We start from the raw sequence: 19,665 nt of genomic DNA, 5'->3' as shown, positions 1-19,665 counted from the left end.
GGGTCTTCTCCCTGTGTCTGCTCAGGCGGGATCAAAGCGCAGCGGCAGCGATTGCATCCCGCGCAGGATATTGCTGGCGGCGAACTGGAACGGATTGTCCGGATTGGCGAAGCGCAGGTTCTTCAGCCGCCGCAGGATGATCGGCAGCGCCGTCACCATCTCCACCCGCGCCAGATGCATGCCAAGGCAGGTATGCACCCCCGCGCCGAAGCCGACATGCTTGCTCGCATTGGCCCGCGCAACGTCGAACCTGTCGGGGCTCTCGAACACTGCCGGATCGCGGTTGGCCGAGCCATAGCGCAGCAGCATCGGCTCGCCTGCCTTCAGCGCCACCCCGCCCAGCACCGTGTCTTCCTTCACCACCCGCCACATGTTGTGGGACGGTGAGAGGTGCCGCGCCGTCTCCTCCACCCAGTTCGGCACAAGTTTCTCGTCCGCTATGATCGCGCGCATCTGCTCCGGATTGGCGAGGAGCTGCGCCAGCGCATAGGCCAGCGCATGGGCGGTCGCTTCCTGCCCGGCGGTGAAGATCTGCTGCACGATCGAATAGATTTCGGCATCGTCCAGGGGCCGTTCCGAGCCGTCATCCTCCGGCAGCCGAGCGGCGAGGAGGTCGGAAATCACATCCGTCCCCGGCTCCGCCCGCCTCTCCGCCATGATATTGCGGAAATAGCCCTGCATCGCGATCTCGCTGCGAGCGAGGTCCGCGCGCTGCTCAGGCTTCGCGTTGCCGTTCAGCCGCAGGATCGCCGCGCGCACCCAGTTTTGGAACATCGGAATATCATCGCGCGGCACGCCCAGCACGTCGGCGATCACGATACCCGGCAGCATCTCGGCAAACTGCGATTTGAACTCGACCGCTCCGTCCATGATGAACCGGTCGATCAGGCCATTGGTCACTTCCGCCACATAGGGCGCCATCGCATTGACCCGGCTCAGCGGCAGCGCATGCATCGCGATCCGCTTGTAGCGCGTGTGCTGCGGCGGATCGGCGGTCAGCATCGTGTTCCGGCGCGGCATCCCCTGATTGAGGATCGCCGTCTCCTCTGCATCGAACGCGCCTGAACCGCCCGAACTCAGCAGCGTCGAAAAGTCGCTCGAGAAGACCTTGGGCTTCTTGTTGACCTCCAGCACCAGCTCGTAGGTCGATACCGAGACGATCCCCGTCTTGGGATCGCGAAACACCGGCGCCTCGCGCCGCAGCCGGTCGTAGTAGGGGTAGGGGTTCTGGAGAGTCTCCGGGCTCGTCGCGTCGATCCGTTCCAGCGCTTCCATTGCGGGGTCTCCCATCAGCCCATCTTCATCCGATATGGATGATGAAGCAGCACACCCCGCGCGGGCTTTGACCTGCCTCAATTTTGCGGCCCTCAAAAATGAGAGCACGTCTGCTGGCGAAACCGCCAAGGCTTGCAACTCCGGCCCCCTCGCGTACGAACAGGCCAGGCCGCGCCAAGGGGGAACAGCAGCACATGAACCGGACCATCTGGCGCGCCTTCCTCGCCGCCGCCGCACTCCTTTTCGGCGCTCCCCTCGCCGCCCAATCTGCACCGCAGGGTGAGGTCGTCACCACCGCCTCGGGCAAGGTTGAAGGCTTTGTCCGCAATGGCGCGCTCGAATTTCGCGGCATCCCCTATGCCGCCCCCGTCGCTGGCGACGCGCGCTGGAGCATGCCGCAGCCCGCCGCCGCGTGGACTGGCGTCCTGCCCGCCATGCACTTCGGCGGTGCCTGCCCGCAGGCCGCGCGCTACGGCCTCACCGAACGCAGCGACGAGGAGAACTGCCTCACGCTCAACATCAGCCGCCCCACCGCCAAAACCGCCACCAAGCGCCCTGTCCTCGTCTGGCTCCACGGCGGCGCCTTCGTCGGCGGCGCGGCCTCGCTCTATCGGCTGGACCGGCTTGCCAAGGGCGTGGACGCCGTCATCGTCAGCGTGAACTACCGCCTCGGCGTGTTCGGCTTCATGGCCCCGCCCGCAGGCACCACCGGCGCGGGCCACGTCCTCGGCCTCGAAGACCAGCGCCTCGCCATGCGCTGGGTCAAGGCCAACATCGCGGCCTTTGGCGGTGATCCGGAAAACATCACCCTCGCGGGCGAATCTGCCGGCGCCGCCTCGGTTTGCATGCAGCTCATGGCGCCCGAGGCCAACAAAGGCCTGTTCCGCCGCGCCATCATCCAGAGCGGCGCTTGCGGCACCCCCTTGCGCACCCTCCCGCAGGCCGAAATGTTCGCCGCCAAAGTCGCGAAAGAAGCGGGCTGCCCCGATCCTGCGAACGCTCTCACCTGCCTCAAGGCCATCGCGCCCCAAGCTCTGATCGCCGCCGGAGCCCGCGCCGCCAGCGGCGAACTCCTCGCCTTCGCCCCCTTCACCGGCAACCCGACGGTCCCGCGCCCCACGCTCGATGCCCTCACTGCCGGTGATTTCCTCCGCGTCCCCGTGCTCAATGGCTTCACGCGTGACGAGATGCGCCTCTACGTCGGCTATGATGTGCAGGCCGGCGCAAAGGTCACGCCCGAAACCTACTCTGCCGCCGTCCGCGCCATCTATGGCAACAAGGCCGACAAGGTCCTCGCCCGCTACCCCCTCAAACCCGGCGAACACCCGGCCGAAACGCTCGGCTCGCTGATGACGGATTTCATGCCTGGCCTTGGCATTACCCACTGCCTCGAAATCGAAAGCGGCCGCCTGCTCGCGGCATACACACCGGTATATCAGTGGGAATACGCGGACCGCACCGCACCCGTGCGCGGCGTCTCGATCCCCATCAGCCCCGAACCCGGCTTCAACCTCGGCGCGGTCCATTCGGCCGAACTCAACGCGCTCTTCCCCAATTTCTCCAACACCTCGGCCATAGACGCCCCCGATCTCGCCCCCGCCTCGCAAGCGCTGGCAGACCGCATCCTGGCCACATGGGCCGCCTTCATCCGCGGCAAGCCGCTCGGCAGGGAATGGTCCGCAGCCAGGGTCACACGCTTCGAACCCGGCGCCGTCCGCCCGCTTGATCTCTGGTCCGAATACCAGTGCGATTTCTGGCGCGCCGAGTATCCCGCCTTCTTCGGCACACCTGCAAAGGAACCCCAATGAACACCGCAATCGTCACCGGCGCCGCGCAGGGCCTCGGCCTTGTCACCGCCCGCCGCCTCGCCGCCGCCGGCTACCGCGTCGTCCTGACCGATATGCAGGATGTTTCCGCGCAGGCCGCCGCCATCGGCGCGGGGGCCATCGGCATCAGCGGCGACGTATCCAGCGAAGCCTTCGTCGAAGACATGGCCGCCCGGATCGCCAGCGACTTCGGCGGCGCGCAGGTTCTCGTCAACAACGCCGGGATCAGCCTGATCCAGCCCGCCGAAGATACCACGCTGGATCAGTGGCAGCGCATGATGGCCGTCAACCTGCAAGGGCCCTTCCTCCTCTGCCGCGCCTTCGGCCGCCAGATGCTCGGCGCGGGCAAGGGCTCCATCGTCAACGTCGCCTCGGTCGCCGGCCTTGGCGGCGTGATCCACCGCTCGGCCTACAACACCTCCAAGCACGGCCTCGTCGGCCTCACCCGCACCCTCGCGGGCGAATGGGGCGGCCGCGGCGTGCGCGTCAACGCCGTCTGCCCCGGCTGGATCAAGACCGAGATGGACGTGAAGGACATGGGCTCGGGCGCCTATGACGATACCGATATCGTGAACCGCGTGCCGATGGCCCGCTTCGCCCAGCCCGAAGACATCGCCGAAGCGATCACCTTCCTCGCCTCCGACGCCGCCTCCTTCATCAACGGCGTCAGCCTCCCCGTAGACGGCGGCTGGACCGGCGATATCAGCTGGGACAGCCTGCGCCTGAAAACCCGCGCCTGATCGCCCTTGATCCTCCCCATTTTTGCGAGGCACAAATGGGGAGGTTGCCCGAGCAGCGGTTCGGAGGGGTAATTCCTCCCCGAACCGGGAAGGGGGGCCTTTGCGAATGGTGGAGGGGCAGGTTGCCGCACACCTGACGCAAGAAACACCACCAGCGCAGAAAAGCCCCCTCCTCTCTGGATGAGGGCGTTGGGTTTGTTGCAACTGTTACCGCAATGCGCAATCCCGACGCGTCACAGGATCAGATCAGTCTGGGCAATGTTAATGTTGCCGGTGAGCTTGATGAGGAAATCGGCCACGCCGTCGCCGTTGACATCGCCCATGATGCCGGTGACACCTGCGACGCTGCTATCGATGCGCAACTGGCCCGCCACCTTGGAAAACGCGCTGGTGCCGACGAAGGTGAACGCCTGATCGCCCGTCACGGCGGTATTCGCATCGATCGCGAACACGTCGATGCGGTCAGCGCCAGTCTGGAAATCGCCGATCACGTCGGCCGCGGCCGCCGCCGTCGTCGAATCGGCCGTGCTCTTATAGACAAACTGGTCCGCGCCGGCCCCGCCCCATAGCTTGTCCGCACCCGCGCCGCCGATGATCGTGTCCGCGCCCGCCGATCCGGTGATCGTGTCAGTGCCCGCACCGCCATCAATCCTGACAATCCCGGTCAGCGTTACAGCCGAGAAATTGAGCGTGTCAGCAAACCCCGTGCCGACAATCCCGACGCCCACATACCCGCCCGCGCTGATCTGCTCGATCCCGGTCATGGTGGCGATGCCGATCTGCGTGTTGGCGGCAGTGGCGACGATCCTGTCGATGCCGGCCCCGCCATCATAGCGGTCGGCTCCGTCGCCATTGCTCGTCGTGCCACCAGCGGTGGAGACCTGGAAGGTGTCCGCGCCAGCACCGCCGGCCAGTGCGTCATCGCCGGTGCCGCCAACAATGATGTCATTGCCCGCCGATCCGGTGATTGTGTCGTTGCCCGCGCCGCCATTGATCGCCGCGATGCCGGTCAGCGCGATCCCCGTATAGTTCATCACATCCGCAGACGCGGTGCCAATCAGCGCGACACCCGAAAGGTCATTGCCGCTGATCTCCTCGATGCCGGACATGAAGCTGATGCCGATCTGCGTGCCATTGCTGTTGGCGATGATCCTGTCATAGCCCGCGCCACCGACAAAGCTGTCGATCCCTTCGCCTAGGGCGACGCGGAAGATATCGTCACCCGCGCCGCCGTCCAGCTTGTCATCGCCCCTGCCGCCCATCAGCACGTCTTCCAGCGCGCCGCCGGTCAGCGTGTCGTTGCCGTCCAGCCCCGACAACCTCCAGCCATTGCCATCGGTGACCGTGAAGGTGTCCCCCAGAGCGGTGCCAAGGTAGCTCTTGGTCGGGACCTCGACGACGTTGGTGACTGCCACCGCGATCGCCTGATCGTCGGTCAGCGTGCCGTCGCTCACGCGCACGATCACGTCATAGACATTGTTCGCGCCTGCATCGGTGGGCTTTTCATAATCGGGCGCGGCCTTGAAGCTCAGCACGCCGGTCCGGGCGTCGATTGTGAACGCTGCAGCATCCGCGCCAGCGAAGATGCTGTAGGTGAACGCGGTGCCCTTATCGACATCGGTCGCCGCCACCGTCGTCACCGCCGTCTGGTTCTCGTCCGCTTTCACAGTCGCCGTGGGCCCGCCGCCGTTCGATGTTATCACCGGCGCCTCATTGACGTTGGTGATCGTTACCGCGATCGCCTGATCATCGGTCAGCGATCCGTCGCTCGCGCGGACGATCACATCATAGATCCCGTTTGAGCCCACATCGGTGGGCCTTTCGAAATCGGGCGTAGCCTTGAAGCTTAGCACGCCAGTCGCGGCATCGATGGTGAACAGCGCCGCATCCGCGCCGCCTGCAATGCTGTAGCTGATCACGCTGCCCGGATCGAGATCTGTCGCGACGACCTTCGTCACTTCCTTCCGGTTTTCGACAATGCTGACCGCCGCCACGCCGCCGCCGCCGTCGGACGTGATCACGGGCGCGCTGCCGGCGGTCGGCGCCGCGAGAAACTTGGACTGGTTGTTGAGCGCCGCGACAAACTGGCCACCCCGCGTCTGCGTGTTGACCAAAGTCTCACCGCCCAGCTTCTGAACACCCACCATGTGCCTATTTCCAACAACCGCGATCCAGGAGCGGATCGTTACTCGGGAGGGGCTGATAAGGGCTGCATCAAGATGATACTATTGCAGATTAAGCCATTATGGCGACAGTTAAGCGGATGCAATTACGGTGCCAATATTGCGCCATTGTGGTTATAGTTGCGGCAACCCCCAAACTCGCAAACCCTTCTCCTGCCATACGCGCGGTCCATCCTGCCAACGCACACGCTGAGAACAAACAACCTTGCTAAATGCCCCGGAGTTTAGCGATTGTTGCGACTGTCACCGTCATCCCAACTGTCGCCGTTATTCAGAGCGGTTAACGCAGCCAATCTTCGTGTCGCGTCGACCCGCACTCTGGCAGGGTAGAGGCCAGTAAATACAAACGACTATGGTGCCTTTTCCGCCGTGCCCCACGATTATTTTGCTTGCGACCGGATCTCGGCGTCCAGTACTCTCGAACAGAAAAGTGCGAGTCTGTTCTGATGAACGGCTGACTGCATTGTCTTGAAGAGGGGATTTGGCGATGCTCGACAATCCTGCTGCACCGCAAGGTGCCGCTCTCGTTCAGATCACCGGCGAATTGTTCAAGAAGTGGATGAAAGCGTGCGGCGCAACGAGCATTGACTCGGCTAATCCGTTCCAGATCGTGGCCATTCTTGTCCAGGACGTCTGGAGGGATCACGAGCATGCATCGGGCGGTGGCACGCCGCCAAACTGGCATCTGACCATGATGAGCCCGCAAGATGATCGCAATTCGACCCGATCCAAGAACTTTCACTTCAAGGCGGAATTTGGCAAGGCCTGCTCGCACTACTGGCACTATACTCTGCACAGAAACCCGACCACCAAGACCTGGTACTGGGTCGGCGCGCCAAACGACAAGATTCCCGAGACGAACCAGGGCGGCGGCGGTGCAGGTTCGAACCACGGCCTGCTCAAGTCGAATCTGACCTTGGTAGAAATGCACTTGCGCCAGCGGCCCACGCTGGAATCGGGCATGTCGAACAAGAAGCGCAATGCGCTGCTCAAGGTTCTCAACAGATGGGATGAGAAGGGCAGCCTGACCGAAAACAACGGCGTGTTCGACGGCGGCATGTCAGTCCAGTCTTGATATCGATCTAGCTGATTCAGACCTTGTCTGCGTCACGGCGATATGATGGAAAACATGCCGGGTCGCCCTTGATGTGACCGCCTTGTCCGGCCGTTTGGAATTCTGGGATTGAGTGAAGTGCTCTAAACCCTCGTTCCTATTTTTGGGGGACACAAATGGGGGGCATTGATAAAGTTGATGACGGAGGGGCAAAAAACCTCCCCCAACGAAAGAGGGCGGTGCAGGGGCTGCCGGCCCAGCTCCCAAAAGCCCTCTCTCCTTCAGGGAGATGGGTCGGGAGAGGGGCTAGCATCCCGAGCCAGGCCTTCTGCCGGAGGCAGCAATCCAGAGCGATACTTTCGCAGGTACTGTCACCCCTTGAAGCAGTGCTCGCGATGCCATGCCAGGAACGCCGGATGCGGCCGTTCAAGCGGACGCTTCGGTGGGATGGCGTAACCTGTCTTATTGATCATGGAGCGGATACTGTCGGGGTCATTGGCTTGCCGGCTGACAAGAATTGCCAAATCATCATCGAGGCCGATTAGTCCCCGATCAAACATCCAATGCACTGTTCCTGACAGGGCTATTCCGTTTGTGACAATATCGGGTCCACCTCGGTCTACCGGCCTTATGTGGGCTGCTTCCACCTCCGCCCGGCCTCCACCATTTATCAGTTTCAGACCAGTTATTGCGCAGCGAGCATCGTAGGCGTCGACCACCCGGCGGCGGAACAATCGGTCTCGGATAAGCCGCGAACCTAGATTTGCCGCTCGGGCCCGTTCAATCTCGAACTGAAATGGGATGCGCTCTTCGCGCAGCGCATTTTCGGAAGTTTCGTCGATCCGTGGAAGAAAGTTGTCATCTTCCGCTAGTCCAAGCTCAATGATGCGATTGAAGTCCTCGATCGACAAGGGCCGGACTGCGGACTGTGCCCGGCCTGAGATTTTGCCTTGAGCGTTCAGAACGCCCCGTTCGACAAGCCCTAGAGGGCCATTGAAAGGAACACGATTAGGAAAGTCGAGGTAGGTGCCGGGCTCAATCAGGGCGATATACATGTCCTTGGCAGTCGGATCGGGCACTACTTGCATTACCTTGGCCGTGGCAAAGTATCCTCGCGACTCACGGACTTTGCTCGGCTCATAATAGATGACCCAGTCACCTACGCAGGCGCTGACGCGACTGAGATACTGACGAGGGAACTGATATCGTTCAGCCGGGCTGTCATCGTATATCGAGTCAGTCCGGTGGACGAAGAGACCTCTCGCCATGCCTATCACGCTCCCCGGTAAGGTCGCCGTGGATATCAGAAGTATGCCTTAGGACAACGGGCTGGTCGCGGTTTAGGTTGGAGAAATGCGCTAGTGCGCCGTACGCTTAACCTCGTCGCGCTTACGCCATCTCCCAATCTTCCGCATAAATAACAGACGCGTCTGTTATTTATAAATCGCTGTCCTACAGCCACCTCCATGCGGCAAGATGCGGCGCGTCCACTCCCCAAGCCGGAATCGTCCGTTTTGCTGCAATGCACCGCCCTGTCCCGCCAGTCATTGATCGCCCTAGTCGATCAAATCCGCCGCACTGATCGATTGCAATTATTCCCCAGGACACTGTCAACTGTGTCAACTTCACCCCGCGCCGCCTGTCAGATTGAGGAGTGGGCAAGCCGCGCCCCCGCGCGTTTCATGGGCGGGATAAGATAGGGAGAATGCCATGCGTGTTGCTCTGCCAGAGGCTCACCACCAGAACCCGCTCGGCCACTTGTCCGAGCATTATGCGCCCGAGATCGTGAACGCCGCTTTCGGCTTTTCCGATGTCACCTACCGCATGTCGAAGCTGCCCACCCGCCTGTTCGAAGGCGCGCGGATGCGCACGGCGCTGATCAACGGATGCCAGCTCTGCCAGAACTTCCGCGTGCTGCGCGATCGGCCCGATATCGAGCACAACAATGGCCCAGCGCCGGACGAGGCGTTCTATGCCGCCGTCCACAAATGGCGCACCTCGTCCGTCCTGTCCGAGCGCGAGAAGCTCGCCATCGAATATGCCGAGAAAGTTGGCCTCGATCCGCAGGGCCTCGCGGCGGATGAGGACTTCTGGGCGCGCTACAAGGCCGCGCTCACGGATGAGGAGATCGTCGATCTCGCCTTCTGCGTCGCGGTGTGGATGGGGCTGGGGCGCGTGGCCCACGTCCTCGGTCTCGATGCGGTCTGCGCTTTGCCGGCGCTGCGCGAAGTGGCCTGATGGATCGGAGAGGTTTGCTTGGCACCCTGGCGGCAGGCGGAGCAGCGCTGGCGGCGGGCGCTCCGGCCTCCGCTGCCGAGCCGCCCGCCGGCCCGCGCTCGGTCCTTGCCTACACCGCCGTCGCCCTGCTGGAAGAACGCGTCCCCCACGGCACCACGCCTTATGGTGAGCGGTTTCGAGTGCCGATCATCGGCGGCAGTTTCGAAGGGCCGGACTTGCGCGGCCGCATCCTTCCCGGTGGTGCGGACTGGCAGCTCCTTCGCGCTGACAGCTACCTCGAACTCGTCGCAGATTACTACATGGAAACCGACGACAAGGTGCTCATCAAGGTCACCAACCGCGGCCTGATTCAGACCCTGCCAGCGGCAGACGGCAGGCGTTATGCGATGACGACACCGCGCTTCGAGGCGCCGATGGGCCAGTACGGCTGGCTGAACCAGTTCATCTTCGCCGGCACCGTCACGCCGGGCGATGGCAAGGTTCCTTCCGTCCACCTCTCGATCTTCAAGCTGGTCTGAGGCTTTCCCCAGCGCGCCGAACGTGCCACGCTGCACAGGTCTGTTTTACCGCGTCCGGAAAGCCTCGCCCGATGAATACGCCCGATCTTGCCGCCTGGTGGATGCCCTTCACCGCCAACCGCCAGTTCAAATCGCAGCCCCGCCTCCTCGCTGAAGCGCGCGGCATGTTCTATCGCTCGGCCGACGACCGCGAGATCCTTGATGGCACGGCGGGCCTGTGGTGCGTCAACGCCGGCCACGGGCGCGAGGAAATTGCCGACGCGGTCTCGCACCAGATCCGCACGATGGATTTCGCGCCCGCCTTCCAGATGGGCCACCCCATCGGCTTCGATTTCGCGACCCGCCTCGCCGAAATCGCGCCCGCCGGGCTCGACCGCGTGTTCTTCACCGGCTCCGGTTCGGAATCGGTCGATACCGCACTCAAGATCGCACTCGCCTATCAGCGCGCGATCGGACAAGGCACGCGCACCCGCTTCATCGGGCGCGAGCGGGGCTATCACGGCGTCGGCTTCGGCGGCGTTTCGGTCGGCGGCATCCTCAACAACCGGCGCGTGTTCACCAGCCTGCCCGGCACCGATCACATGCGCCACACCCACGATCCGGCGCGCAACCGCTTCACCCGCGACATGCCGGATCACGGCGCGGAGCTGGCCGACGATCTCGAACGGCTGGTGCAACTCCACGGTGCGGAGACCATCGCTGCGGTGATTGTCGAGCCGGTTGCGGGCTCGACCGGCGTGCTGCCGCCGCCCAAGGGCTACCTCGAACGCCTGCGCGAAATCGCGACGCGGCATGGCATACTGCTGATCTTCGACGAAGTGATCACCGGCTTCGGCCGCCTCGGCACACCGTTCGGCGCGGATTACTTCGGCGTCACCCCCGATCTTATCACCACCGCCAAGGGCATCACCAACGGCACGCTCCCGATGGGCGCGGTCTTCGCCAGCCGCGCGGTGCATGATGGCATCGTGCAGGGGCCGGAAAACCTCATCGAACTGTTCCACGGCTACACCTATTCCGGCCACCCCGTCGCCTGCGCGGCGGGCCTCGCCACGCTCGATATCTATGCCCGCGAGGGGCTGCTGACGCGCGGGGCCGACCTTGCGCCGCTCTGGGCCGATACGCTGCATGCCTTGCGCGATGCGCCGCATGTGATCGACGTGCGCACCATCGGCCTCGTCGGCGCGATCGAGCTCGCTTCGCGCGATGGCGCACCGGGCGCGCGGGCCTATGACGTGTTCACCGATTGCTTCCGTTCCGGCCTGCTGATCCGCGTGACGGGCGATATCATCGCGCTCTCTCCGCCGCTGATCATCGAGCCCGACCATATGGGCCGCATTGCCGAAACGATCCGCGCTGCGTTGGAACGGGCGGGATGAGGTATCTGCTTGCCGCTGCGGCGGCGCTATGTGCGGCACCGGCAGCAGCCGCGCCCATCGGCATGAGCGAGACCGAGCAGCAGGCGCCTGCCGTGCCGCCCATTCTCTCGGCGCGCGAGCGGGCGGAGGCCGAGAACCGCATTCTCGCCGAGCGGCTCGATACGGTGATCCCAGCGATCATGCGCGCGGAAGGCATCGACCTGTGGCTGCTGGTGGCGCGCGAGTATTTCGAGGAGCCAGTGGTCGCCTCGATGCTCGATGCCGAGAACATGCATGCGCGGCGGCGGACGATCCTGATCTGCCACGATCCGGGCGGCGGCAAGCCGGTCGAGCGGCTCACGGTCAGCCGTTATGGCCTCGGCGGGTTGTTCCAGCCGGCATGGGATCCGGCGAAGCAGCCCGACCAGTGGCAGGCGGTGGCGGAGATCATCGCTGCCCGCAATCCGGCGAAGATCGCGGTCAACATTTCCGACCTACACCAATTTGCCGACGGCATGACGGTGAGCCAGTACGACAAGTTTACCGCCGCGCTGCCGGCGGCCTTGCGCCAGCGCGTGGTCAGCGGCGAAGGGCTCGCCATCCGCTGGCTGGAGACACGCACGCCCACGGAGATGACGCTTTACCCGACGATCGAGCGCATCGCCCATGCCGTTATCGGCGAGGCGTTTTCGCGCAAGGTCATCACGCCCGGCGTCACCACGGCCGAGGAGGTGCAGTGGTGGTACCGCGACCGGTTGCTGCAGCTTGGCCTCGATGCGTGGTTTCACCCCTCGATCGCCATCCAGCGGCAGGGCGCGAAGGGCATGCTCGAAGGCGCCGAAGTGATCCGGCCCGGTGATCTGCTGTGGACCGATTTCGGGATCACGTACCTCAGGCTCAACACCGATACCCAGCATCTCGCCTATGTGCTGAAGCCGGGCGAGACGGAGGCACCGGCGGGCCTCAGGCAGGGGCTGGCGAACACCAACCGCGTGCAGGATTTCCTCACCCGCCAGTTCGTAGTCGGTCGCAGCGGCAACGAGGCACTTGCCCGTGCGCGTGCGGAGGCCATTGCGGCGGGCCTCGATCCCTCGATCTACTCGCATCCCATCGGCCTGCATGGGCACGGCGCGGGGCCATCGATCGGCTTCTGGGACAACCAGAACGCCGATCCGCGCGGCGATGCGGCGATCCATGCGAACACGGCGTGGTCGATCGAACTGACGTCCTATGCCGCCGTGCCCGAATGGGGCGGCCAGCGCGTCGATTTCCGGGCGGAGGAGAATGCTTTCTTCGATGGCAAAACCGTGCGCTTCATCGATGGACGCCAGACCAGCCTGACCCTGATCCCCTCGGGCCCCTGAAGCTTTCCGGCCACATCGGCCCCAAGGCGTTGTTGCCGGCGCTGATTGTAGTAGTGTGCATTCCTTCGCGGGGAGGCTGGCAGCCATGTTCGATTTTCTGAGGAAGCAGTTCGTCGATGTCATCGAATGGCTGGAGCAGCCGGGTGACATCGCGTGGCGGGTGCCCTTCGCCGATCACGAGATCCAGCACGGCGCGCAGCTGACGGTACGCGAGGGGCAGATCGCGGCGTTCTTCAACGAAGGCACGTTGGCGGATTATTTCGGGCCGGGGCTGCACACGATCGAGACCGCGAACCTGCCGCTGCTGACCAACCTGATGAACTGGGACAAAGGTTTCCGGTCACCCTTCAAGTCCGATGTCGTGTTCTTCTCGCTCAAGGAGCAGCCGGGGCTGAAGTGGGGCACCGCGCAGCCGGTCACCGTGCGCGATGCCGAATTCGGGGCGCTGCGGCTGAGGGCGTTCGGTTCGTGCTCGTATCGCTTGAACGAAGTGGCACCGTTCGCTTCGCGCGTGCTGGGCACCATGCCGGGGGTGACGGCCGCCTCGCTCGAGCCGCAGCTGCGCGCCGCGATCCAGACCTCGCTGGCGGCAGCGCTTGGCAGCAGCGGGATCGCGTTTCTCGATCTGGCGGCGAACCAGCAGGCACTGTCTGACCGCATCAAGGCTGAGGTCGACAAGGCCTTTGCGCAGTGGGGCCTCACCTGCCTGTCATTCTACGTCGAAAGCATTTCGCTGCCGGACGAAGTGCAGGCGCACCTCGACAAGGCTAGCTCGATGCGCGTGCTGGGCGATCTTGGCACCTACACCCGCTTTCAGGCGGCCGAGGCGATCGAACAGGCGGCGGGCAACGATGGCGGCATGGCGGGCATTGGCGCGGGCATGGCCGCAGCGACTGCCCTGGGTGGCGCGATGGCGCAGGGTTTGGGGGCGCAGGGATTGGGTGCGAAGGGATTGGGGACGCAGGGATTGGGAGCGGCCCCGGCTGCCACGCCCGCCGAGGATCCGGTGGCGATGATCGAGAAGCTGCACAAGCTGGTGACGATCGGCGCGCTCAGTCAGGAAGAGTTCGACGCCAAGAAAGCCGAATTGCTCGGCCGCATTCGCTGATCGCGCGCGGATCGGGGCTATGGAGAGCTTGACGTGTCCTTCGTGCGGGGCGGCGCTGCCTGTGCGCGATCCGGGCTTGCCCTATTCGACCTGCGCCTATTGCCAGACCCTGGTGCGGCGCGCGGCGGGCAGCGTGGAAGCGGTGGGAACGGTTGCGGCGCTGCCGGCCGACGTATCGCCCATCCAGATCGGCACCACCGTGGACCGCGGCGGGATTGCAGGCACCGTGGTCGGGCGGGTGCGCTGGGGCTGGTCCGATGGATCGTGGAACGAATGGTTTTTGCGCGCGGCGGACGGGCAGGCGTTCTGGCTGGGCGAGGCGATGGGCATGTTCATGCTCACCAGCGCGTATCCGGCGGTGCTTGCCGTGCCAGCTGTCCGCAATTTTGCCGATGGCAACCCGATGGCGAGGGACTGCACCGTAAAGGCCGGGGGCAAATGGCTGACGGCGACCGACATCAAGGAGGCCGCATGCCTCGGTAGTGAAGGTGATTTGCCGTTCCCGACGCTGCCCGGCTGGACGATGACCAACGTCGATTTACGCAACGCCGCCGGGGATGCCCTGTCCGTCCAGCGCGATGCCGATGGCACCACCGCTTGGCTCGGCGAGTGGAGCGATCTCGCCGGTCTCAAGCCCGGAAACCTGCGGCAGATCGAAGGCTGGACCAAGCCGGGGGCTCTCGCGTGACGCAGCCGCGCGCGGTCACTTGTCCCTCTTGCGGCGGATCGATCGAGATCCGCGCGGCGGGCTATACCGTCACACTGGCGTGCCGCTATTGCGGCTCGGTGCTCGATGTCGCGCACGAGGATGTGCGGCTGATCAAGGCCTATCGCCGCGTGGCGAAGGACTTGGCGATTGCGCTCGGCACGCGCGGGACATTGTTCGATGTCGAGTGGGAAGTTCTCGGGGCGATGCGGCGGCGCAGTGGCAGCGCCGTCTGGCAGGAGTTCCTGCTGTTCAATCCCTATGCCGGCTATCGCTGGCTGGTGGAGGCGGAGGGCGAGTGGCAGTTCGGCACGATGCTGCTCGACCGGCCGGAGGATGACGGTCTTTCGGTGACATGGCGCGGCCAGTCCTTTGCGCTGGATGAAGATGTCCAGATCGAGACGACGACGGTGCTCGGCGAATTCTACTGGCGCGCCGGGCGGGGGGACAAGGTACAGGGCGCCACGTTCATGCGCGGCCGGGAAGTGCTCTCGCGCGAGACGAGCGCCGATGAAGTGACCTGGACCCAGCTCATCGCGGTCAGCGCGGAGTGGATCAGCGACGCGTTCGTGGTCAAGCAGAAGAACCGGTCGCGACCGCCGCGCCTGCGCGGGCAGGGCCTGAAGCAAGGCTTCATCAAGGCCCCGACCATGGACGAGGGCGACTTGCCGGCCATGCTGCTCATGGCGCTCGCTGCGCTGCTGATGATCATGGCGGTGCAAACCTTTCTGAGCGGCCCTCAGGTCTGCGCCGACGGCAGGGCCACTGTGGAGGTCGGGGCACCGACCAGCACGCAGCCCATCGGCACGATCGAGGTGCGGCGCCCTTGGCAGTTCGTCACGATCGCGGTGGACAGTGACAGTTTCCACAACCGCTGGGTCGATCTCGACTACAGCCTCGTCAACCGCAAGACGCAGCAATCGATCGATGCCTACGGGATCGTCGAGTTCTACACTGGCACGGACAGCGACGGCCCGTGGAGCGAAGGCAGCCACCACACCGAGACACTGTTTTCCAGCGTGCCGCAGGGTACATATGACGTCTTCGTTGACGTAGGGGCCCATGGCTGGCCCAGCGACCCCCAGCCGGGATCGATCGACCCCGCGAACCCCTGGGGCAATACCGATACGGTGGCGCTGTGGTTTCGCTCCTGCACCGGCGGCTTCTCGTGGGGCATGTTCTGGCTGATGGCTGCGCTGCTGTTCAGTGTGCCGGTCATCATCGTCTGGTGGAGGCACGAGGGCTGACATGACCAAGCGCCTTATCCTGTTTGCCGCCTGGTGCATGCTGCTGGTGATGACCTCCGCCGTCTCGACCTGGTTTGCCTGGACGCCATTCTCCGACGAGGAGCGTTCCTCATCCACGTCCTATCGCGGGCCAACCCACAAGTGAGGCCCGCCAATGATTGCCTTTGCTGACCGAACGATCCCACCGCTTCCGCAGGAGTTCCGCCCATGATCACCCTCGATGTCTTCCTTGCCACCGTGCTCTATGCGGGCCTTGGCATTGTCATCTTCATCCTCAGCTTCGTGCTGGTCGACCGGCTGACTCCGGGCGAGCTGTGGCGCGAGATCATCGAGCGCAAGAACGTGGCGGTGGCGCTGCTGGCGGGCGCGGTTGCCATCGGCATTTCCAATATCATCGCCGCTGCCGTGCATGGTTGAACCCGAAGGCGTGCAGGGCGTCCCGGTCAGCGGCGGCGAGGACGGCACGCCCGCATCGCTGGCGGTGATCCTGCTGGTCTCGGTGCTGGTCGTCGCCACCTGCGGGCTGGTCTATGAACTGCTGGCCGGAACTCTTGCCAGCTATCTCCTTGGTGACAGCGTCACCCAGTTCTCGACTGTCATCGGCACTTATCTCTTCGCGATGGGGGTGGGCAGCTACCTTTCGCGCCACGTCCGTTCGAACGAGATCGGCGTGTTCGTGCGGGTGGAGATCCTGATCGCGGCGCTGGGCGGCTGGTCGGCAGCCGGGCTGTTTCTGCTGTTCCCGCTGGTCGAGGATTTCCGCATCGCGCTCTATGGGCTGGTGGTGGCCATCGGCGTGCTGGTCGGGCTCGAGATTCCGCTGCTCATCCGCATCCTGCGCTATCGCTTCGCCTTTCGTGATCTCGTCTCCAATGTGCTGACCTATGACTATATCGGCGCGCTGATCGCTTCACTGCTGTTTCCGCTCGTGCTGGTGCCGCGGCTGGGCATGATCCGCACCGGGTTCGCCTTTGGCCTCGCCAATGTGGCGGTGGCCATCGCGCTGCTGCTGGTGCTGCGCGGGCGGCAGAAGATCGGCGCCGATCTGGCGGCGGCGCTGGCGGTGATGCTCTCGCTGGTCGCGGGGCTGGCCGGGGCGGACCATATCCAGCGCTGGTCCGAGGTCGCCTTCTATGGCGAGCCGGTGATCTATGCGCGCTCCACGCCCTATCAGCGCATCGTGATCACCCGGCGCGGCGAGGATCTGCGGCTCTATCTCAACGGCAACCTCCAGTTCTCGACCCGCGACGAGTATCGCTATCACGAGGCGCTGGTCTGGCCAGTGCTGGGCCGGGTGGCGAACCCGCGCGAGGTGCTGATCCTGGGTGGGGGTGATGGGCTGGCCGCGCGCGAGGTGCTGAAAGACCCCCGCGTCGCGCATGTCACGCTGGTCGATCTCGATCCCGAGATGACCCACCTGTTCCGCGACGAGCCCTCGCTCGCCCGGCTCAATGGCGGCTCGCTTGGTTCGCGGCGGATGACGGTGGTGAACGGCGATGCCTTCCGCTGGGTGCGGCAGGCGCGGGGGCGCTATGATGCGATTCTGATCGACTTTCCCGATCCGACCGAGTTCTCGCTCGGCAAGCTCTATACCGAAAGCTTCTACCGCGAGGTGGCGCGGCTGCTGGGGCCGGCTGGCGTGCTTACGGTGCAGAGCACTTCGCCGCTGGTTGCGCCGCGCTCGTACTGGACGGTGGCGAGCACGCTGGAGGCGGCGGGGCTGAAGGCGCGCGGGTATCATGCCTATGTGCCGAGCTTTGGCGAATGGGGCTTTACCATGGCCGCGCATCAGCCGCCGGGCGATGCGGTGCGGCTGCCGGCGGGGCTACGCTTCCTCAGCCAGGCGAGCGAGCGGGCGATGTTCGATTTCCCGCCCGACATGGCGCGGCGGCCGACGCCGGTGAACCGGCTCGACAACCAGGCGCTGGTGCGCAGCTTTGCCGAGGAGTGGGGCCGCTACGATGGCTGAGCCGACCCGGCGCGAGGTGCTGAAAGGCGCTGCCGCCGCCAGTGCAGGGGCGCTGGCGCTGCCGGGCTGCGCGGCGCAGAGCTTTCCCGGCACGCTCGGCGGAGCAGATTGGCAGCGTGGCCACCGCGTGCGCGACGGCGGGTTTCCGGCACCGCAGGGCAGGGCCGAGGAAGCGGCAATCGTGATTGCTGGCGGCGGCGCGGCGGGGCTCGCAGCGGCCTGGCGGCTGAAGGACGCAGGCTTCGAGGATTTCGTGCTGCTTGAGCTTGAGGACACGGTGGGCGGCAACGCACGCTCAGGCCGCAATGCGGTGAGCGCCTATCCGCTCGGCGCGCACTATCTGCCCGTGCCAAACCGCGAAGCGCGGGCGCTGCGCCACATGTTGCAGGGCTTCGGCATGATCACGGGCGAGGAGGACGGCGTCCCGGTCTACGATCCCTACCAGCTCTGCGCCGATCTTGAGGAACGCCTGCTGTGGCGTGGCAGCTGGCAGGAAGGGCTCTATCCCTCGAGTGGTCTGGGCGCGGCGGACATCGTGCAGCGCGACCGCTTCTTTCGCGAGATGGCTGAGTATCGCGGCGCGGTTGGTGCTGATGGCAAGCCTGCCTTTGCCATCCCGCGCGCCGGATCGAGCGCCGATCCCCGCTTTACCGCGCTCGATGGCCAGTCCTTCGCGCGCTGGCTTGATGGGCGCGGTTTTACCTCGCCGGTGCTGCGGGCCTACCTGCGCTATTGCTGCCGGGATGATTACGGCACCGAGCCGGAGCATATCTCGGCCTGGGCCGGGGTGCATTACTTCGCCGGCCGGCGCGGCTGGGCGGCGCACGACGACGGCGATCGCGAGCTGACCTGGCCCGAAGGCAATGGCCGCCTCGTCACGCTGATGGGCAAGGCGGTCGCGCCGCATGTCCGCTCTGGCCACACCGTGTTCGGCGTGGCGCGCGAGGGGGATGCGGGCGCGCTGGTATCGGCCTTCGATCACGGCGCGGGAGCGAGCAGGCAGTGGCGTGCGCGCACCGTGATCATGGCCATGCCGCATTTCGTGGCAGCGCGCGTCGCGCCGGCGGAGACGATCAAGGGGGCGCTGCGCTATGCGCCGTGGGTCGTCGCCAACGTGACGGTCAATCGCCAGCCGCGCGGGCGTGGCTCGGCGCTGGCGTGGGACAACGTCTCCACCGGAAGCGACAGCCTCGGCTATGTCGTGGCCACGCACCAAAGCGCGAGCGCGGGGGAGGGGCCGACCGTGCTCACCTGGTACATGGCCCTCTCGCGCGAGGAACCCGTGGCCGCGCGCAAGCTGCTGGCGACGCGGCCGCTGGCGGAGTGGCAACGCATCGTGGCGGATGATCTCCTGACGATGAACCCCGATCTCGCCGGTGCGATCGAGCGGATCGACGTGTGGCGCTGGGGCCATGCGATGGTGAGCCCGGCGCCCGGTTTCCTCAGCGATCCGGCGCGGCTGGCGGCCATTGCGGCAAGGCCCCCGGTGCTCTTCGCGCATTCCGATCTGTCGGGCCTGTCGCTGTTCGAGGAAGCGCATTATCGCGGCGTCGTGGCGGCGGAGGCGGCGCTTGCCCACCTTGGCCACCGTTTCGAAAGCCTTGTCTGAATGGCGCACCTTCCCGGCACCAGCATCCACCTCATCGCCGATCTCCAAGGCGGGAGCGGACTCGACGATGTCGCGCGGGTTGAGGGGGCGCTGCGGCGTGCGGCAGAAGCGGCGGGCGCGCGGCTGCTGAGCGTCAACGTCTACGGCTTTGGCGAGGGCATGGGCGTAACGGGCGTGGCGCTGCTCGCCGAATCGCATATCTCCATCCACACTTGGCCTGAAACCGCCGTGGCCGCGGTGGATCTGTTCGTGTGCGGACAGGATGTCGATGCCGAAGCCGGGCTCGCAGCGATCGTTGCCGCATTCGGCGCGGAAGTGACCCGGCTCCACCGGATCGCGCGGCTCGGGGCGGACCAGGCCCGCAAAAATGCCCGCTAGCCGCAGTCAAGATGTTGGTTCGATGCCTTTTGGGGGGACTCAGAACCTCTAAAGATCGCGCAGCGCGCCCAGTGCTCCGCCCCAGGTGGCCC

At 65.1% G+C, this 19,665-nt stretch carries 18 protein-coding genes; 15 read left to right on the top strand and 3 right to left on the bottom strand.

What is annotated here, in order from left to right; all coding sequences use genetic code 11:
- Window positions 1-21: 21 nt before the first annotated feature.
- On the bottom strand, window positions 22-1,290 hold the full coding sequence (locus tag ACODS2_RS08050; RefSeq protein WP_488998350.1) for a cytochrome P450: 1,269 nt from the start codon (window positions 1,288-1,290) through the stop codon (window positions 22-24).
- A gap of 179 nt (window positions 1,291-1,469) precedes the next feature.
- Between ACODS2_RS08050 and ACODS2_RS08045 the strand changes: the two genes are divergently transcribed.
- Entirely contained in the window at window positions 1,470-3,083 is a 1,614-nt protein-coding gene (locus ACODS2_RS08045) for a carboxylesterase/lipase family protein (RefSeq protein ID WP_488998349.1), read from the top strand.
- Window positions 3,080-3,841, top strand: a complete 762-nt coding sequence (locus ACODS2_RS08040; RefSeq protein ID WP_488998348.1) for an SDR family NAD(P)-dependent oxidoreductase — start codon at window positions 3,080-3,082, stop codon at window positions 3,839-3,841. The genes ACODS2_RS08045 and ACODS2_RS08040 overlap by 4 nt, the downstream gene beginning before the upstream one ends.
- Before the next feature lie 233 nt (window positions 3,842-4,074).
- Here ACODS2_RS08040 and ACODS2_RS08035 read toward each other — a convergent pair whose 3' ends face one another.
- On the bottom strand, window positions 4,075-5,988 hold the full coding sequence (locus tag ACODS2_RS08035) for a cadherin domain-containing protein (protein WP_488998347.1): 1,914 nt from the start codon (window positions 5,986-5,988) through the stop codon (window positions 4,075-4,077).
- A 517-nt stretch (window positions 5,989-6,505) separates the two neighbouring features.
- On the opposite strand from ACODS2_RS08035, the gene ACODS2_RS08030 reads away from it, so the two are divergent.
- Window positions 6,506-7,099, top strand: a complete 594-nt coding sequence (locus ACODS2_RS08030; protein ID WP_488998346.1) for a hypothetical protein — start codon at window positions 6,506-6,508, stop codon at window positions 7,097-7,099.
- Between the two features lie 350 nt (window positions 7,100-7,449).
- Here ACODS2_RS08030 and ACODS2_RS08025 read toward each other — a convergent pair whose 3' ends face one another.
- On the bottom strand, window positions 7,450-8,166 hold the full coding sequence (locus tag ACODS2_RS08025) for an HNH endonuclease (protein ID WP_488998345.1): 717 nt from the start codon (window positions 8,164-8,166) through the stop codon (window positions 7,450-7,452).
- Window positions 8,167-8,788: 622 nt separating this feature from the next.
- Between ACODS2_RS08025 and ACODS2_RS08020 the strand changes: the two genes are divergently transcribed.
- From ACODS2_RS08020 to speD, 12 genes are all read left to right on the top strand, one after another.
- On the top strand, window positions 8,789-9,316 hold the full coding sequence (locus tag ACODS2_RS08020; protein ID WP_488998344.1) for a carboxymuconolactone decarboxylase family protein: 528 nt from the start codon (window positions 8,789-8,791) through the stop codon (window positions 9,314-9,316).
- A gap of 14 nt (window positions 9,317-9,330) precedes the next feature.
- On the top strand, window positions 9,331-9,834 hold the full coding sequence (locus ACODS2_RS08015) for a DUF3237 domain-containing protein (RefSeq protein WP_488998343.1): 504 nt from the start codon (window positions 9,331-9,333) through the stop codon (window positions 9,832-9,834).
- Between the two features lie 71 nt (window positions 9,835-9,905).
- The gene (aptA, locus tag ACODS2_RS08010; protein WP_488998342.1) at window positions 9,906-11,213 is read left to right on the top strand and encodes an omega-aminotransferase AptA; all 1,308 of its coding nucleotides are present in this window, start codon (window positions 9,906-9,908) and stop codon (window positions 11,211-11,213) included.
- Window positions 11,210-12,556 (top strand): M24 family metallopeptidase, encoded by a 1,347-nt coding sequence (locus tag ACODS2_RS08005; protein WP_488998341.1) that lies wholly within the window; start codon window positions 11,210-11,212, stop codon window positions 12,554-12,556. Before aptA ends, ACODS2_RS08005 begins: the two co-directional genes overlap by 4 nt.
- An 85-nt stretch (window positions 12,557-12,641) precedes the next feature.
- A complete protein-coding gene (locus ACODS2_RS08000; protein ID WP_488998340.1) occupies window positions 12,642-13,664 on the top strand; it encodes an SPFH domain-containing protein in 1,023 nt (340 codons plus the stop codon).
- A gap of 19 nt (window positions 13,665-13,683) precedes the next feature.
- Window positions 13,684-14,352, top strand: coding sequence for a DUF4178 domain-containing protein (locus tag ACODS2_RS07995; RefSeq protein WP_488998339.1), 669 nt, complete (start codon window positions 13,684-13,686; stop codon window positions 14,350-14,352).
- Window positions 14,349-15,617 carry a DUF4178 domain-containing protein gene (locus tag ACODS2_RS07990; RefSeq protein ID WP_488998338.1) on the top strand — a complete coding sequence of 423 codons (1,269 nt, stop codon included), beginning with the start codon at window positions 14,349-14,351 and terminating at the stop codon, window positions 15,615-15,617. Before ACODS2_RS07995 ends, ACODS2_RS07990 begins: the two co-directional genes overlap by 4 nt.
- A 1-nt stretch (window position 15,618) precedes the next feature.
- Complete coding sequence (locus ACODS2_RS07985) at window positions 15,619-15,762, top strand: hypothetical protein (protein WP_298165699.1); 144 nt, start codon at window positions 15,619-15,621, stop codon at window positions 15,760-15,762.
- Between the two features lie 62 nt (window positions 15,763-15,824).
- Window positions 15,825-16,034 (top strand): DUF350 domain-containing protein, encoded by a 210-nt coding sequence (locus tag ACODS2_RS07980; RefSeq protein WP_298165697.1) that lies wholly within the window; start codon window positions 15,825-15,827, stop codon window positions 16,032-16,034.
- Window positions 16,027-17,586 (top strand): polyamine aminopropyltransferase, encoded by a 1,560-nt coding sequence (locus ACODS2_RS07975; protein ID WP_488998337.1) that lies wholly within the window; start codon window positions 16,027-16,029, stop codon window positions 17,584-17,586. The genes ACODS2_RS07980 and ACODS2_RS07975 overlap by 8 nt, the downstream gene beginning before the upstream one ends.
- A complete protein-coding gene (locus ACODS2_RS07970; protein ID WP_488998336.1) occupies window positions 17,579-19,195 on the top strand; it encodes an NAD(P)-binding protein in 1,617 nt (538 codons plus the stop codon). Before ACODS2_RS07975 ends, ACODS2_RS07970 begins: the two co-directional genes overlap by 8 nt.
- Window positions 19,196-19,573 (top strand): adenosylmethionine decarboxylase, encoded by a 378-nt coding sequence (gene speD / locus ACODS2_RS07965; protein ID WP_488998335.1) that lies wholly within the window; start codon window positions 19,196-19,198, stop codon window positions 19,571-19,573. It begins immediately after the preceding gene.
- Window positions 19,574-19,665 lie beyond the last annotated feature (92 nt).

It is taken from the genome of Novosphingobium sp. FG137 (genome assembly GCF_057809735.1).
The sequence above is the reverse complement of the archived record's forward strand: the minus strand, read 5'-3'. Positions and strand labels throughout refer to the sequence as shown.

Coding starts and splice junctions, on each gene's coding strand:
- ACODS2_RS08050 (WP_488998350.1), bottom strand. CDS start 1,290: ATGGGAGACCCCGCAATGGAAGCGCTGGAACGGATCGACGCGACGAGC.
- ACODS2_RS08045 (WP_488998349.1), top strand. CDS start 1,470: ATGAACCGGACCATCTGGCGCGCCTTCCTCGCCGCCGCCGCACTCCTT.
- ACODS2_RS08040 (WP_488998348.1), top strand. CDS start 3,080: ATGAACACCGCAATCGTCACCGGCGCCGCGCAGGGCCTCGGCCTTGTC.
- ACODS2_RS08035 (WP_488998347.1), bottom strand. CDS start 5,988: ATGGTGGGTGTTCAGAAGCTGGGCGGTGAGACTTTGGTCAACACGCAG.
- ACODS2_RS08025 (WP_488998345.1), bottom strand. CDS start 8,166: ATGCAAGTAGTGCCCGATCCGACTGCCAAGGACATGTATATCGCCCTG.
- ACODS2_RS08020 (WP_488998344.1), top strand. CDS start 8,789: ATGCGTGTTGCTCTGCCAGAGGCTCACCACCAGAACCCGCTCGGCCAC.
- aptA (WP_488998342.1), top strand. CDS start 9,906: ATGAATACGCCCGATCTTGCCGCCTGGTGGATGCCCTTCACCGCCAAC.
- ACODS2_RS08005 (WP_488998341.1), top strand. CDS start 11,210: ATGAGGTATCTGCTTGCCGCTGCGGCGGCGCTATGTGCGGCACCGGCA.
- ACODS2_RS08000 (WP_488998340.1), top strand. CDS start 12,642: ATGTTCGATTTTCTGAGGAAGCAGTTCGTCGATGTCATCGAATGGCTG.
- ACODS2_RS07995 (WP_488998339.1), top strand. CDS start 13,684: ATGGAGAGCTTGACGTGTCCTTCGTGCGGGGCGGCGCTGCCTGTGCGC.
- ACODS2_RS07985 (WP_298165699.1), top strand. CDS start 15,619: ATGACCAAGCGCCTTATCCTGTTTGCCGCCTGGTGCATGCTGCTGGTG.
- ACODS2_RS07980 (WP_298165697.1), top strand. CDS start 15,825: ATGATCACCCTCGATGTCTTCCTTGCCACCGTGCTCTATGCGGGCCTT.
- ACODS2_RS07975 (WP_488998337.1), top strand. CDS start 16,027: ATGGTTGAACCCGAAGGCGTGCAGGGCGTCCCGGTCAGCGGCGGCGAG.
- ACODS2_RS07970 (WP_488998336.1), top strand. CDS start 17,579: ATGGCTGAGCCGACCCGGCGCGAGGTGCTGAAAGGCGCTGCCGCCGCC.
- speD (WP_488998335.1), top strand. CDS start 19,196: ATGGCGCACCTTCCCGGCACCAGCATCCACCTCATCGCCGATCTCCAA.